Below are 15,368 nucleotides of genomic sequence, written 5' to 3'. Positions count from 1 at the left end.
GCGCGGCTGCGGGCAATAACAAGGACTTCAATTCTATGAAAGGACGTGCCGTTTGTACTGGCATGGGGCTCGCGGCTGCATTGACGCTGGCCGGCTGGCCGCAATTTGCGTCGGCCGCCACGCTCGACGGCGCAACTTTGTCGGCGCTGTGGGGGCTGCCGTTCGCGGGCGTGCTGCTGTCGATCGCGGTATTTCCGCTGATCGCGCCGGCGTTCTGGCATCACCACTTCGGCAAGATTGCGGCGGCCTGGGCGCTCGTATTTCTCGTGCCGTTCGCGCTGAGCTACGGTAGCGGCGTCGCATTTGGCACGCTCGTTCATGCGATGCTCGAAGAATACGTTCCGTTCATCGTGTTACTGATGGCGCTCTACACGGTGGCAGGCGGCATCTGCGTGCGCGGCAATCTGCATGGCACGCCGCGCCTGAACACGGCGATCCTCGCCCTCGGCACGTTGCTCGCGAGCATCATGGGCACGACCGGCGCGGCCATGTTGCTAATCCGTCCGTTGCTGCGTGCCAACGACAATCGCAAGCACGTCGTTCATGTGGTGGTTTTTTTCATCTTCCTGGTGGCCAACGCGGGCGGCTCGCTTTCGCCGCTGGGCGACCCGCCACTCTTTCTCGGCTTTCTGCAGGGTGTGAGTTTCTTCTGGACCACCACGCATCTCGCGCTGCCGATGCTGTTCGTCTGCGGCGTGCTACTGATCGCGTTCTATGCGCTGGACTCGTACTACTTTCATCGGCGCGAGGAAGAACGCTCGCGCTTTCTCGATCCGACGCCCGACACGCCGCCGCTCGGCATCGATGGCAAGATCAATTTCGTATTGCTCGCCGCCGTGATCGCGCTCGTGCTGATGAGCGGGCTGTGGAAACCGGGCGTGGAGTTCGACGTGTTCGGCACGCACGTGGCTTTGCAAAATGCCGTGCGCGATGCCGCGCTGATCGGCGTCACCTTACTCTCGTTGGCGCTCACGCCGCGCGCGGCTCGCGCGGGCAACGACTTCAACTGGGCGCCGATCGAAGAGGTCGCCAAACTGTTCGCCGGCATCTTCGTGACGATCGCGCCGGTCATCACGATTCTGCGCGCCGGCGAGGCGGGTGCGTTCGCGGGCATCGTCCATCTGGTCAACGACGCGTCGGGCCAGCCGCACGATCTGATGTACTTCTGGGCGACCGGGCTGCTATCTTCGTTTCTCGACAACGCGCCGACCTACCTGGTGTTCTTCAACCTGGCCGGCGGCGACGCGCAGACGCTCATGACCACCGGCGCCACCACGCTCGCGGCGATCTCGGCCGGCGCCGTGTTCATGGGCGCGAACACGTATATCGGCAATGCGCCGAACTTCATGGTGAAGGCAATCGCGGAATCGCGCGGCGTTCGCATGCCGGGCTTTTTCGCCTATCTGGGCTGGTCCGCCGTGGTGTTGTTGCCGCTTTTTCTCGTCACCGGCTGGCTCTTTTTTTGACGCCGAGGCAATCGAACTCGACGCGCTATACGGAGAATTGCAATGCAGAAGATCCTCGTCGCCCGTCCGATCTTTCCCGATGTGATCGAACGGCTCAAACAGTATTTCGACGTCGACTGGAATCAGGGCGACGTATTGTCCGCTGACGAACTGACGCGCCGTCTCGCGGATAAGGACGGCGCGCTGACCGCGGGCGACCCGGTCGGCGCGGCCGAACTCGCGGCGGCGCCGCGTCTGCGCGTGGTGGCGAATATGGCGGTGGGCTACAACAACTTCGACATGGCCGCCTTCAACGCGGCTAGCGTGCTAGGCACCAATACGCCGGACGTGCTGAACGAATCGACCGCGGACTTCGGCTGGGCGCTGATGATGGCGGCGGCGCGCCGCATCACCGAATCGGAACACTGGCTGCGCGCGGGCCAATGGCAGAAGTGGGCGTATGACGCGTTTCTCGGCAGCGATCTGCACGGCTCGACGCTCGGCGTGATCGGCATGGGCCGCATCGGCCAGGCGCTCGCACGTCGCGCGAAGGGCTTCAACATGCAGGTGATTTATCACAATCGTTCGCGCGTCGCGCCCGAGATCGAGGCCGAGCTGAACGCCGAGTATGCATCGAAGCAGGACCTGTTGCGGCGTGCCGATCACGTCGTGCTCGTTCTGCCGTACACGAAGGAGAACCATCACACGATCGGCGCGGCCGAACTCGCGTTGATGAAGCCGACTGCGACGCTCACGAATATCGCGCGTGGCGGCATCGTCGACGACGTCGCGCTCGTCGAGGCGTTGCGCTCGAAGCAGATTGCAGCGGCCGGTCTCGATGTGTTCGAAGGCGAGCCGAATCTGAATCAGGATCTACTCAGCGTGCCGAATGTCGTGCTCACGCCGCACATTGCCAGCGCGACCGAAGCCACGCGCCGCGCCATGGCGAATCTCGCCGCGGACAATCTGATCGCGGGCCTGGGTGAAGGTCCGCGCGCGGGCCGGCCGCTGAATCCGGTCAACCCCGACGTCATCGGCAAGGCGCGTTCATGACAATGTATCTGGTGGCGGCCGTCGCCGTGCTGGCGGTCGCATTGGTTATCGCTTTGGTTTTGCTGATGCGCGCTCATGGCCGCGCGGAGGACAACGAGCAGTTCGAGTTGCTCAACGAACGCATGGACGCCACGGCCGACGCGCAAGCCCACGCTTACGAACGGCTTGAGCGGCAACTGCGCAACGACATCACCGAGACGGCGCGCGTGTCGCGTATCGAACAGAGCGGCGGCTTTGCGCATTTTCAGCAGACGCTGGCCGCGCAGTTCAGCAGCATGACGACGGTGCAGGGCGGCAAGATCGACGGTTTCGCGCAGCAACTCGACGCCGTGCGTCACAGTCTGCAGGCGCAGGCCCAGCAGGCGCGCGAGGAGCAGGGCCGCTCGCTCAAACAGTTCGGCGATACGCTGAGCCTGCAACTGGGGCAACTCACCGAGGCGAACGACCGCCGTTTCGCCGAAGTGCGCGCGACCATCGAACAGCGGCTCAAAGATATCGAGGCGAACAACTCGGTCAAGCTCGACGAAATGCGCCGCACCGTCGACGAAAAACTGCATGCCACGCTCGAACAGCGGCTGGGCGAATCGTTCAAGCTGGTTTCCGACCGGCTCGAACAGGTGCACCGCGGCCTGGGTGAGATGCAGACGCTGGCGGCCGGCGTCGGCGATCTGAAGAAGGTGCTCACCAACGTGAAGACGCGTGGCACGTGGGGCGAAGTGCAGTTGGAAGCGCTGCTGGAGCAACTGCTCACTGCCGACCAGTACGCGAAGAACATTGCGACGGTGCCAAGAAGCGCGGAGCGCGTCGAGTTTGCGATCAAGCTGCCGGGCCGCGCGGAGCAAGGCGCTGCGGCCACGCCTGTCTGGCTGCCCATCGACGCCAAGTTTCCGCGCGAGGATTACGAGCGTCTGATCGAAGCGCAGGAGCGCGCCGACCCGGTCGCGGTGGAAGAAGCATCACGCGCGCTCGAAGCGCGGATTCGCGCGGAGGCACGCACGATTGCGGAAAAGTACGTGTCGCCGCCGCACACCACCGACTTCGCGCTGCTGTTCCTGCCAACCGAAGGCCTGTATGCGGAAGTGTTGCGCCGGCCAGGCCTGACGGACCTGCTGCAACGCGACTATCGCGTGACGATTGCAGGGCCGACTACGCTCACCGCATTGCTCAATAGCTTGCAGATGGGTTTCCGCACGCTCGCGATCGAGAAGCGGTCGAGCGAGGTGTGGCAGGTCCTCGGCGCCGTGAAAACGGAGTTCGGCAAATTCGGCGATGTGCTGGCCAAGACCAAGGCGCAACTGGAAACCGTCACGCGCTCTATCGAAGCGGCGGAGACGCGCACGCGCGTCATGAGCCGCAGATTGCGCGATGTCGAGGCATTGCCAGGGGAGGAGGCGAGCGGGTTGCTCGGCGATGCGCTGTCGGGCGTGGATCCTGACGAGCAATAACAGAGTGGGGCTAGCGGTTTGGTCGCAGCGCCGATTCAGGCGCTTGCAGCCGCCAACCGTTCAAGCGCCTCACCCGCCAGACGCACCACGCGCCAATCCGGCATGACAGAGGCGCCCATCTTTTCATAGAAGCTGATGGCCTGCTGGTTCCAATCCAGCACGGTCCATTCGAACCGCCCGCATTGCCGTTCCACCGCCAATGCGGCGAGGCGTTGCAACAGCGCGGTGCCGAGACCGCTACCCCGTTGCGAGGGTTGCACATAGACGTCTTCGAGATACAGCCCGCGCTTGCCGACGAAACTCGAGTAATTGTGGAAGAACAGCGCATAGCCGACGATGCGTCCTTCATTCTCCGCTACCAGTGCCTCGATCGAAGGCCGCGCGCCGAACAGCGCGTCGCGCAAACCGTCTTCGGTCGCGACGAAGACATGCGTGAGGCTTTCGAATTGCGCGAGTTCGTACATCAGCGCAAAGATGGCGCCGGTGTCCGCGGGCGCGGCGGCGCGGATCGTCGCGGGCATTACGCCTCTTCCGGCGCGTCGGTCAATTGGATTTCAATGCCGCCGAAGCGCGACGCCACCCAGTTGTACGCATGACATGCGATCCACAGCAGGATGAAACCGAGAATCGCGTTCAGCAGCAGCGCGCTGAACACCGTGCTCAGTTCCACCGAACCATAGCGCACGAACGCGACCAGCACGCCCAGCAGCACGATCGGCACCGAAAACGTCAGGTACACAAGGATCAGTGCTTTGGCCGTCTGTCCCGGTGCAATGAACGAGATCTGTTTTTTCATGTAAGTCAAACCCGTGTGTCGTAGTGGTAATGGGTAAAGCTGCAAGTCAACGCCGGCGGGTACGTTGCCTCAGCCGTGCGTCAGCCGTCAGATGAGACCGTCGAACAGCATGATAGCGACGCGCTCTCCTTCGGCGATCTCGCCTTCATCGTGCCCGAGCACGATGAAGCAATTCGCTTCGCTCATCGAACTCAGCACGCCGGAGCTTTGCGATCCGGTCGGCGTGACGTGCCATTGTCCGCGCGCATCCTGTTCGGCTACGCCGCGCTGGAATTCGGTGCGCCCGGCGCGTTTGCGGATGGCCCGGCGGCTCATGGCGTGAATGACCGGCAGCGGTTGCGGCGTGGCGCCCGACATCAGCAGCAGCACTTCTCGCACGATCTGATAGAACGCCACCATCACGGCGACCGGATTGCCCGGCAACCCGAAGAATAACGCGGGAAGCCCGACACCCGGCCGCTCGCCGGACCAGACGCGGCCGAATGCAAGCGGGCGGCCCGGGCGCATGGCGAGACTCCAGAACGCGACGTCGCCGAAAGTTTGCAGCAGTTGCTTGGTGAAATCCGCCTCGCCGACCGAGACGCCGCCCGAGGTCAGCACCACGTCCGCGCTCGCCGCGGCGCTGCGCAAGGCGGCTTCCATCGCGGCGGGCTCGTCGCGCACCACGCCGAGGTCGAGCGTGTCGACGTTCAGGCGCCGCAGCATGGCAAAGAGCGTGTAGCGGTTGCTGTCGTACACGCAACCCGGATCGAGCGGTTCGCCGAGCGAGCGCAATTCGTCGCCGGTCGAGAAGAAGGCGACGCGCAAACGCCGCCTGACATTGACTTCGCCGATGCCGAGCGACGCCAGCAAGCCGAGGTCCGACGCGCGCATGATGCGGCCCGCCCGCAGCGCGGCATGACCGCGCGCGAGGTCTTCGCCGGCGAGGCGCCGGTTTGCGCCGCCCGCCACGGCGTTGGCCGCGAAGCGGATCGAAACGGAATCGGCGCCGCGCTCGACGAGTTCCTGCGGCACGACCGTGTCGCAGTCGGCCGGCATGCAGGCGCCGGTCATGACACGCGCGCATTGCGTGGCCTCGACGCGGCCCGCGAACGGATGCCCGGCCAGCGCCTTGCCGACGACCGCCAGTTCGACGGTGGTCGCGCCGGTGGCGAGTGCCGCGCGGTTGAACGCGTAGCCGTCCATGGCGGAGTTGTCGTGCGAAGGGACGTCGATCGGCGACACGATATCGGCCGCGAGCACGCGGTCGAGCGCGTCGCGCAAGGCCACGCGTTCAACGGCCGTGATCGGCGCGGCCCACTGACGAACAATCGCCTGAGCGGCCGGCACAGGTAGCGCGTGAGGATCGTACTGCGCGACGCAGCGGGAAAATTCGTTAAGCGTGGTCATGAAGGGCTGGGCGTCGCGACCGAAGGCGGGAGCGGCGGTTGCCGTGCGGCCGGAGCGGGATTTCAACCGGGGCCTCAATCACGCTGGAGGTCGGCGAGTTCTTGTAGCGAATTGATATTGTAAAACGCGCGCTCGTCGGTAAAGACGACTTCCACCGTCTTGTGGCGCGCGTACCACGCGCGAACTTTACGCTCGCCGGCTGCCAGGAAAGCCGAGAGATCGTCCGCGAGACTCGTGCGCAAGAGCGCGAAGACGGGATGCAGGGACATTTGGCCGTGCGCGTCGGTGGTGGTGACCGTGGCGATATCGGCCCCGTTCGAGTCCAGCGCGTGCGCGAGGCGCTCGGCGAGGTCGTCAGGCAGCCACGGCGAGTCGCAGGGTGCACTGAGTACATAGGCGGTGCCGGCTGCGCGCAACCCGGCGAGCAGGCCCGCCAGCGGGCCCGGAAATCCGGCCAGGGTGTCCGCCACCACCGTGGCGCCGAACGGCGCGCCGAGTGCGCTGTAAGCCTCAGGGTGACGATTGGCGCTGATCAGGAGGGCGCCGGTTTGTGGCGCGAGGCGCTTGAGCACGTGGGCGGCGAGCGGCTCATCGTGCAGCAGTTGCAGGCCCTTGTCGGCGCCGCCCATGCGCATGCCGCGCCCGCCCGCGAGCAACAAACCGGTAATGTGTTCGCGCGTCGGCTTCATGCGCCGCCGCTCAGCCGCCGATGTACGACATTTCGACGCGGCGGCCATCCCGCGCGCCCGAATCGGCCGAGGCGCTGCCGCGCAATTGCGAATAGCGGTCGCCGCGGTCCTGCCAGATTTCGGCGATGGCGGTGGCGATGTCGGCGTCGCTCGCTCCGTTGCGCACCAGCGCGCGCAGATCGTGACCCGACGACGCGAACAGGCACAAGTAGAGCTTGCCTTCGGTCGACAGACGCGCTCGCGTGCAACTGCCGCAAAACGCGCGTGTCACGCTCGAAATCACGCCGATCTCGCCGCTGCCGTCCGCGTAACCCCAGCGCTGCGCGGTCTCGGCGGCGCTGTGCGCTTCGAGCGGCGCGAGCGGGAAGTGCTCGGCGATGCGCGTGACGACGTCGGCGGACGGCAGCACTTCAGTCATGTTCCAGCCGTTCGACGTGCCGACGTCCATGTATTCGATAAAGCGCAGCACCGCGCCCGAGCCTTTGAAATGACGCGCCATCGGCACGATTTCGCTGTCGTTGGTGCCGCGCTTGACGACCATGTTGACCTTGACCGGCGCGAGGCCCACCGCGTGCGCCGCGGCAATGCCGTCCAGCACGTCGCCGACGGCGAAGTCGGCGTCGTTCATGCGGCGAAACAGCGTGTCGTCGAGCGCGTCGAGACTCACCGTGACGCGGCTCAAACCGGCGTCTTTCAGGCTGCGCGCCTTGCGTTCCAGCAGCGAACCGTTGGTGGTCAGCGTCAGATCGAGCGGGCGGCCCGCCGGCGTGGTCAGTTGCGCGAGCCGTTCGATCAGGAATTCCAGATTCTTGCGTAACAGCGGTTCGCCGCCCGTCAGACGGATTTTTTCGACGCCGTGTGCGACGAACAGCCGCGCCAGCCGTTCGATTTCCTCGAAGCTCAGCAAGGCGCTATGCGGCAAAAACGTGTAGTCCTTGTCGAACACCGCGCGAGGCATGCAGTACACGCACCGAAAATTGCAGCGATCCGTGACCGAAATGCGCAGGTCGCGCAGCGGGCGCGCAAGCGTGTCGTGCAGCGCGCCGCTGGGCGTCTGCACGGGGCCGGCGATGACCGGCACGGCACTGAGATCGGCAACAGGGATGATGCGTCGGGACATGAATTGCTTCGATGAATGGCGTCGGTTAGTGCTTGAAATTAAAGCTAGATATTCATTCTATCGGAAATGCTTCCGGGGGCAGCGGCACCCCTGGCCGTGTCGGGGTATACGGGGAGTGGCATAGCGCTGCGAGTTTGGGCTGGAGCACGGCCCATGAAAACAAAAAGCCCGCCGGTAAGGGCGGGCTTTTCGAGTGCGGCAGGGCGGCTTACTGCGGGTGCCGGCCTGTTTCCACCTGTTGCATCGGCGCGCTGTCGGCAGGCGGCAGCGGTTTGCGTTCGCGCACCACGCGAGCCGGCTTGACGGTCTGCGCAGCAGCTTCCTGAGCCGCGCGCAGCTTGTCGGCGTCGGTATTCACCCAGACGAGACCGGCTTGTTCCAGTACCGGCTTCAGGGCTTCCGCCGACACGCCGCTATGACGGGGCGCTTGTTGCGGTGCTTGCGGTGCAACGGCGACAGGCGCCGGTTCGATCGCCGCCGGCTCGGCTGCCGGTGCCACCGCTGCCACGACCGGCTGCGGTTCGACGATCTCAGCTTGCGGTGCAGGCTGAACGGCCGGCGCTTCAACCACCGTAGCCGGAGCCACGGTTTCGACCGGAGCCGGCGCAGCGGCTTGCGCTTCGACAACAGGCGCAACTGCCGGTGCCTCGACCTGCGCTTGAGCCGGGGCCTCAACACGTGCGACCGGTTCAACCAGCGAAACCGTTTCGCTAGCGGCCGGCGCGGCTTGCGCCGCTTCGACCGGCTCGACAGCGGCTTGCGCCACCGGCGTTTCGGCGACCGGCTCGACGGCTGCCGGCGCAACCGGCGCTTCCGCGACCGGTACCACCGTTTCCGTCTTTGCAGCCTTTTCGACGGCCAGTGCCGGTGTTTCGGTTGCGGCGTGCAGTTCGGTCACCACGGCGGTTTCAGTCGCGACAGCAGCGACCACCACTTCCACCGGCGTCACGTCCTTCGCCGCGGCGACTTCCGGCTTGCGCTCGACCGGCTGATGCGCCGTGCGCACCGGCGCTTCGTCGGTTGCGCTCGCGTTGTCGCCTTCGGCTTCCGCGACGTCCGCTGCCAGGTTGCCGTTCACGTCCTCTTCACGCTCACGACGGCCACCACGACGGCCGCGACGACGACGACGGCGCTCTTCACCTTCACGCGCCACCGCTTCCTGATCGATCGGCGCGCCGTTTTCGCCCAAAGCGGTCTGGTTTTGCACCAGTTCTTCCGCCGTTTGCGCTTCGCTTTGCGTCAGTGCATCCGTGGTTTCTGCTTGCGGCTTGCGGCGTTCGCCACGTTCCGAACGATCACCACGTTCACGGCGCTCGCCGCGTTCCTGACGTTCGCCACGCGGTGCGGCCTCCGCCGTTTCCGCGCGCTCGGCACCGCGATTGTCGCGGTCACGGGTTTCGCGACCCTCGCGCAGTTCACGGCCTTCGCGTGCTTCACGCGGCTCGCGAGTGCCACGCGGTTCGCGCGCCTCACGTGCTTCGCGCGGCTCGCGGCCTTCGCGTGCTTCACGCACCTCACGGCCTTCACGCGGCTCGCGTTCCTCGCGGCGTTGCGACGGTTGCTGGCCTTGGGCTTGACGGCCGCCGGTCGTGCCTTCGCCACGGCCCGCTGCATCGCGAGTGCCCGTGCCGCTACGGCGATTACGGCTGCGATCGCCGCCGCGTTCGCCGGTGCGCTCACCGCGCTCCGTGCGTTCGCCGCGTTGCGGACGCGTCTGCTTTTCGGTCGTGGCCGGCGCGGCAGGCGCCGGAGCGGCCGGCTGCATGCCGAACAGATTCTTCAACCAGCCGATGAAGCCACCGCTCGCCGGCGTGACCGCGACCGGAGCCGGGGTGGCGACGGGGCGAACCGGTGCGCTCGGCGCCGGCTTTTCAGGCGTGATGCCCTTGACCGCGGCTTCCTGCTTCGGCTTCACTTCCTCGGCACGCTTGCTGTAGCCGGTTTCCGATTCCAGTTCGCGGGCTGCTTCCTCGGCCATCTTCCACGAAGCACGCGGCTCGTCGAGGCGCGCGTCGTCGTGACGCAGACGCTCGAGCTTGTAATGCGGCGTGTCGAGGTGCTTGTTCGGGATCAGAACGACATTGACCTTGAAACGCGATTCGATCTTGTTGATCTCGGCGCGCTTTTCGTTCAACAGGAAGGCGGTCACTTCGACCGGCACCTGGCAATGAATTGCCGCGGTGTTTTCCTTCATCGCTTCTTCCTGAATGATCCGCAGCACTTGCAGCGCGGACGATTCGGTATCGCGGATGTGACCCGTGCCGTTACAGCGCGGGCAGGTCACGTGGCTGCCTTCCGACAAAGCCGGACGCAGACGCTGACGCGACAGTTCCATCAGGCCGAAGCGCGAGATCTTGCCCATCTGGACGCGCGCACGGTCGTGCTTGAGGGCGTCTTTCAGGCGCTGTTCGACTTCGCGCTGGCTCTTGGCCGATTCCATGTCGATGAAGTCGATCACGATCAGGCCGCCCAGGTCACGCAGACGCAACTGGCGGGCGACTTCGTCGGCGGCTTCGAGGTTGGTGCGCGCGGCCGTTTCCTCGATGTCGGCGCCCTTGGTGGCGCGTGCCGAGTTCACGTCGATCGCAACCAGCGCTTCGGTGTGGTCGATCACGATTGCCCCGCCCGAGGGCAGCGGCACCGTGCGCGAGTACGCCGTTTCGATCTGGTGTTCGATCTGGAAACGCGAGAAGAGCGGCACGTCGTCGTGATACCGCTTCACCTTGCTGACATTATCCGGCATCACGATATCCATGAAGGCGCGTGCCTGGTCATGAATTTCGGTGGTGTCGATCAGAATTTCGCCGATGTCCGGCTGGAAATAGTCGCGAATCGCGCGGATGACGAGGCTCGATTCGAGATAGATCAGCATCGGCTGGCCGCTCGAGCCGCTTTGCGACGCGGCTTCGATGGCGCGCCACAGTTGCATCAGGTAGTTCAGGTCCCACTGCAGTTCTTCGGCGCTGCGGCCAATGCCGGCCGTGCGCGCGATGATGCTCATGCCTTCCGGCAGTTGCAGCTGCGCCATGGTTTCGCGCAGTTCCTGACGGTCGTCGCCTTCGATCCGGCGCGACACGCCGCCGCCGCGCGGGTTGTTCGGCATCAGAACCAGATAGCGGCCGGCGAGCGAGATGAACGTGGTAAGGGCCGCGCCCTTGTTGCCGCGTTCTTCTTTTTCGACCTGAACGATCAGTTCCTGGCCTTCGCGCAGCGCGTCCTGGATGCGCGCGGAGCGCATGTCGACGCCGTCGCGGAAGTACTGGCGGGCGACTTCCTTGAACGGCAGGAAGCCGTGGCGGTCTTCGCCGTAGTTGACGAAACAGGCTTCGAGCGACGGCTCGATGCGAGTAATGATGCCCTTGTAAATATTGCCTTTGCGCTGTTCGCGCCCGGCGGTTTCGATGTCGATATCGATGAGTTTTTGCCCATCGACGATGGCGACGCGCAGTTCTTCCTGCTGCGTCGCGTTGAACAACATTCGTTTCATTGAACGGCTCCAGAGCGGCTTAGCCTGCCCCTTCACTGCGCGGTTGTCAGTCGCGAGAGCGAAGCGGGCAGCGGCATGCCGCGCCTTACTGTGTTTTCACAAGCACGCTGGAGCGGGAAAGCTGGTGGGAGAATTGCCTGAGAGGGCCCGGCCCCATTAAACAATGGGCACGGTGCCGCAGGGCACATGCGAACACGGCTTCAAATAACGACCCGACACGCCGCGGGTTATGCCGGCCGACCTTCATAAGCCTTCGTCCACTCGCGCCGGTGCGCCAACTGGACGCGTGACCGGAGGGTCGAAGGCTGCGGTCGTGCCGCAGCGGGAAGTTCGCGCAGTCGGCGCGTCTTTTCCTGCTGGGGGTGTCTCGCCTCATTTTGACGTCGCCATGTCTTGTACTTTCTACAAGACGCCTCGGGCGCACGCCGTATTTTCGCAACTCGCAGCTTCGTACAGCAGGGCGTCAGACCGCCCGATACCGAAGCTGAAAGTTAAATTCTTTTTTACCAAAATTCCGTTACCGTCGAAGCCGACCTTGACCGAACGCGCCTGTGGGCGCCGTCCCTGCCGGGCACTGACTTCGTGCGTGCAACTTGTTGCATCTCATTTTCAGGGTGAGCAACCAGACCCCGGCGCAAGTAAAATAACGGTTTATCGCTTGCACCTGCGCAATCCGCCCGAATTCCGGACACTGCGCCGGCCGCCGCAGACTGCTGGGCAAATTATATTCAGAATGAAAGAGTTAGGCAAAATATCCCAGAAATCGGTCGCAAGCGACCAGGTCTCGATGATCGAGATCGACGACAGTGCGGCCGGACAGCGCATCGACAACTTCTTGTTACGCGTCTGTAAAGGCGTGCCGAAAAGCCATATTTATCGCATCCTGCGTAGCGGGGAAGTGCGTGTGAATAAGGGCCGGATAGACGCGCAGTACCGTCTCGAGCTCGGCGATCTGGTGCGCGTGCCGCCCATTCGCGTCGCCCAACAGAACGAAGCAGCCGCCCAGACACCGGTGCCGGCCGCCCATTTCAAGATTATTTTTGAAGACGAGCACATGCTCGTGATCGACAAACCGGCCGGCGTGGCGGTGCACGGCGGCAGCGGCGTCGCGTTCGGCGTGATCGAGCAGATGCGCGAGGCGCGTCCGCAGGCGAAATTCCTCGAATTGGTGCATCGGCTGGATCGTGAGACGTCCGGCATTCTGATGCTCGCCAAGAAGCGCTCGGCGCTCGTCAATCTGCACGAGCAGATTCGCGAGAACAAGATGGATAAGCGCTACTATGCTTGCGTTCACGGCGACTGGGCGAGCGACTGGGGCCGCCGCCGCGCGGTCAAGGAGCCGCTGCACAAGTATTTGACGGCCGACGGCGAGCGTCGTGTGCGCGTTCAGCCGGACGGACTCGCGTCGCACACGGTGTTCAATCTGATCGACCGCTGGCCGGAGTACGCGCTGCTCGAGGCGGAACTGAAGACGGGCCGCACGCATCAGATTCGCGTCCACTTGCAGCATCTGGAACTGCCGATCGTCGGCGACGCCAAATACGGCGACTTCGCGCTGAACAAGGCGTTGGCGCGCGCCAACGCCAAGCCTGGCCTGAAGCGCATGTTCCTGCACGCTTACCGGCTGAAGCTCACGCACCCGGCAACCGGCGCGCCGCTGCAGTTCGAGGCGCCGTTGCCGGCCGAATGCCGCAGCTTCATCGCACAGCTCAACGAATTACGAAATGGGTCACACCCGGAGACGACACCGCATGGCTAGAGAGCAATTTGATCTGATCGTCTTCGACTGGGACGGGACGTTGATGGATTCGACCGCGCACATCACGCGCAGCATCCAGTCGGCATGCCGCGATCTCGGTTTGCCGGTTCCCGCCGACGAGGCGGCCAGCTATGTGATCGGCCTCGGGTTGCGCGACGCGCTGCAGATTGCCGCGCCCACGCTCGATCCTTCGGACTATCCGCGACTGGCCGAGCGCTATCGCTTCCATTATCTGGTGAAGGATCAGACCACCGAGCTGTTCGTCGGCGTGCGCGAAATGCTGCAGGAATTGCGCGACCAGGGCTATCTGCTGGCCGTGGCGACGGGCAAGAGCCGCGTCGGGCTGAATCGAGCTTTGGACCAGTCGCGCCTGACGAGCCTGTTCGACGGCACCCGCTGCGCCGACGAGACGTTCTCGAAGCCGCACCCGGCGATGCTGCACGAATTGACGCGCGAACTGGGGCAGGACAACGCACGTACAGTGATGGTCGGCGACACCACACACGATCTGCAAATGGCGATCAATGCGGGCGTCGCGGGCATTGGCGTCACATATGGGGCGCATCCTGCGGATTCGTTGAGCGCGTTGTCGCCGAAATTCGTTGCGTCGAGCGTGAGTGTGCTGTCCGGCTGGCTGCGAGAGAACGCATGAGCACCGCTGCCACGCAAGCGCCGGCAGAGGCGGTTCGCGTCTGCGCATCGGACGAACTGGTCGACGGCGGCGCGGGCGTGCGCCACGCGGCGAAGCTCGGTGGCGGCGACGTGGTCGTATTTTTTGTTCGCTATGATGGCCGCGCATACGGCTACCTGAACCGCTGCGCCCACGTGCCGATGGAGCTGGATTGGGCCGAAGGGCAGTTCTTCGAATCGTCCGGTTTATACTTGATGTGCGCTACACATGGCGCGATTTACGCGCCGGATACGGGCAAATGCGTCGGTGGTCCGTGCCGCGGCGGCCGATTGCGGCCAGTTCAGGTGGACGAGCGCGATACGCCGGAAGGCCGCGCCGTGTTCTGGCTGCCCGACGGCGAACTTCGTCCGGCCACACTCTGATTTTTCTCCCTTTCGACCTTTCCACTGCACCGCATGTCCGACAATTTGACTCCCGAGCCGAAGGAACCGTCCCTGACAGGCCGCCCCCGCACGCCTGCCGATGAGCCGGGCTGGGAACGCGCCGCGCTCGAGCGTATCGCGCTCGCGGCGATCAACGAGCAGCGCGCGGCGCGGCGATGGAGGATCTTTTTCCGCTTCGTTTTTCTGATCGTAGTGCTGCTGGCAATTTGGGCTGCCATCGACTTCTCCGGCGACAAGGTCGTCGCCACAGGCCGTCACACGGCCATGGTGACGCTTGACGGCGAGATATCGGCGGATACGAACGCGAACGCGGAAGATGTCAACGCGGCCCTGCAAAGCGCGTTCGACGACGCGGGCACCGCCGGCGTGATCCTACGCTGCAATAGCCCGGGCGGCAGTCCGGTGCAGGCGGGCATCATCTATAGCGAAATTCGCCGCTTGCGCGCCAAATATCCGTCGATTCCCCTGTATGTGGTCGTCGGCGACATGTGCGCGTCCGGCGGCTATTACGCGGCCGCGGCGGCTGACAAGATTTATGTCGATAAGGCGAGCATCGTCGGTTCGATCGGCGTGTTGATGGATAGCTTCGGTTTTACCGGCTTGATGGATAAGCTGGGGATCCAGCGGCGTCTGCACACATCGGGTGAGAACAAGGGATTTTTCGATCCGTTCTCGCCGGAAACACCGAAGATGGACGAACATGCCCAGGATATGCTCGATCAGATCCACGCGCAGTTCATCGACGCGGTACGCCAAGGGCGCGGCAAGCGTCTGCATGAAACGCCGGACATGTTCTCGGGCCTTTTCTGGACGGGCCAGAAGAGCGTCGAACTCGGCCTTGCCGACGGTTTCGGCGACGCGGATTACGTGGCGCGCGATCTGTTCAAGGCACCAGATATCGTCGATTACACGGTGAAAGAGAGCATTACGGACCGCGTTGCGCGCAAATTCGGCGCGGCGGTCGGCAGTGGCGCGGTTCACGCCATGGCGCTCGGTGGGAAGATGAATCTGCGTTGATCTGCTGTCGGTATTGAAAAAGCCCCGCGTGATCGGAATTCGATGATCGCGCGGGGCTTTTTGTTTTCCGCCTGGTTTTTCTACGCGGCTTGGG

The 15,368-nt window shown here is 64.3% G+C and carries 13 protein-coding genes; 7 read left to right on the top strand and 6 right to left on the bottom strand.

Translation table 11 applies throughout. The features are described 5' to 3' along the window. The first annotated feature begins 35 nt into the window (after positions 1-35). From ACQKRQ_RS19395 to ACQKRQ_RS19385, 3 genes are read left to right on the top strand one after another with little or no spacing between them, the layout of a single operon-like run. Complete coding sequence (locus ACQKRQ_RS19395) at positions 36-1,466, top strand: sodium:proton antiporter (RefSeq protein WP_427478816.1); 1,431 nt, start codon at positions 36-38, stop codon at positions 1,464-1,466. Between the two features lie 42 nt (positions 1,467-1,508). Next, on the top strand, positions 1,509-2,498 hold the full coding sequence (locus tag ACQKRQ_RS19390) for a 2-hydroxyacid dehydrogenase (protein ID WP_427478814.1): 990 nt from the start codon (positions 1,509-1,511) through the stop codon (positions 2,496-2,498). Then, entirely contained in the window at positions 2,495-3,943 is a 1,449-nt protein-coding gene (locus ACQKRQ_RS19385) for a DNA recombination protein RmuC (protein ID WP_427478812.1), read from the top strand. Before ACQKRQ_RS19390 ends, ACQKRQ_RS19385 begins: the two co-directional genes overlap by 4 nt. A gap of 35 nt (positions 3,944-3,978) precedes the next feature. Here the strand turns inward: ACQKRQ_RS19385 and ACQKRQ_RS19380 are convergent, their stop codons facing one another. The 6 genes from ACQKRQ_RS19380 to ACQKRQ_RS19355 all read right to left on the bottom strand — a co-directional run bounded on the left by ACQKRQ_RS19380 (position 3,979) and on the right by ACQKRQ_RS19355 (position 11,424). Continuing rightward, on the bottom strand, positions 3,979-4,464 hold the full coding sequence (locus ACQKRQ_RS19380; RefSeq protein ID WP_427478810.1) for an N-acetyltransferase family protein: 486 nt from the start codon (positions 4,462-4,464) through the stop codon (positions 3,979-3,981). After that, complete coding sequence (locus ACQKRQ_RS19375; RefSeq protein ID WP_006053283.1) at positions 4,464-4,739, bottom strand: hypothetical protein; 276 nt, start codon at positions 4,737-4,739, stop codon at positions 4,464-4,466. The genes ACQKRQ_RS19380 and ACQKRQ_RS19375 overlap by 1 nt, the downstream gene beginning before the upstream one ends. A gap of 87 nt (positions 4,740-4,826) precedes the next feature. Next, positions 4,827-6,128, bottom strand: coding sequence for a molybdopterin molybdotransferase MoeA (moeA, locus tag ACQKRQ_RS19370; protein ID WP_427478808.1), 1,302 nt, complete (start codon positions 6,126-6,128; stop codon positions 4,827-4,829). 74 nt (positions 6,129-6,202) lie between these two features. Beyond that, positions 6,203-6,817 (bottom strand): molybdenum cofactor guanylyltransferase MobA, encoded by a 615-nt coding sequence (gene mobA / locus ACQKRQ_RS19365; RefSeq protein ID WP_427478806.1) that lies wholly within the window; start codon positions 6,815-6,817, stop codon positions 6,203-6,205. A 10-nt stretch (positions 6,818-6,827) separates the two neighbouring features. After that, a complete protein-coding gene (gene moaA, locus ACQKRQ_RS19360; protein WP_408181054.1) occupies positions 6,828-7,937 on the bottom strand; it encodes a GTP 3',8-cyclase MoaA in 1,110 nt (369 codons plus the stop codon). Positions 7,938-8,145: 208 nt separating this feature from the next. Continuing rightward, the gene (locus ACQKRQ_RS19355) at positions 8,146-11,424 is read right to left on the bottom strand and encodes an Rne/Rng family ribonuclease (RefSeq protein WP_427478804.1); all 3,279 of its coding nucleotides are present in this window, start codon (positions 11,422-11,424) and stop codon (positions 8,146-8,148) included. Positions 11,425-12,157: 733 nt separating this feature from the next. On the opposite strand from ACQKRQ_RS19355, the gene ACQKRQ_RS19350 reads away from it, so the two are divergent. From ACQKRQ_RS19350 to ACQKRQ_RS19335, 4 genes are read left to right on the top strand one after another with little or no spacing between them, the layout of a single operon-like run. After that, positions 12,158-13,183: an RluA family pseudouridine synthase gene (locus ACQKRQ_RS19350; protein WP_132373563.1), complete on the top strand. Its 1,026-nt coding sequence runs from the start codon at positions 12,158-12,160 to the stop codon at positions 13,181-13,183. Next, positions 13,176-13,835, top strand: a complete 660-nt coding sequence (locus tag ACQKRQ_RS19345) for an HAD-IA family hydrolase (RefSeq protein WP_106309894.1) — start codon at positions 13,176-13,178, stop codon at positions 13,833-13,835. The genes ACQKRQ_RS19350 and ACQKRQ_RS19345 overlap by 8 nt, the downstream gene beginning before the upstream one ends. Next, positions 13,832-14,236, top strand: coding sequence for a Rieske (2Fe-2S) protein (locus ACQKRQ_RS19340; protein ID WP_132373564.1), 405 nt, complete (start codon positions 13,832-13,834; stop codon positions 14,234-14,236). The genes ACQKRQ_RS19345 and ACQKRQ_RS19340 overlap by 4 nt, the downstream gene beginning before the upstream one ends. 33 nt (positions 14,237-14,269) lie before the next feature. Continuing rightward, on the top strand, positions 14,270-15,274 hold the full coding sequence (locus ACQKRQ_RS19335) for a S49 family peptidase (RefSeq protein ID WP_132373565.1): 1,005 nt from the start codon (positions 14,270-14,272) through the stop codon (positions 15,272-15,274). Positions 15,275-15,368: the final 94 nt, after the last annotated feature.

It is taken from the genome of Paraburkholderia sp. NPDC080076 (genome assembly GCF_050281145.1).
Taxonomy (GTDB): Bacteria; Pseudomonadota; Gammaproteobacteria; order Burkholderiales; family Burkholderiaceae; genus Paraburkholderia.
The sequence above is the reverse complement of the archived record's forward strand: the minus strand, read 5'-3'. Positions and strand labels throughout refer to the sequence as shown.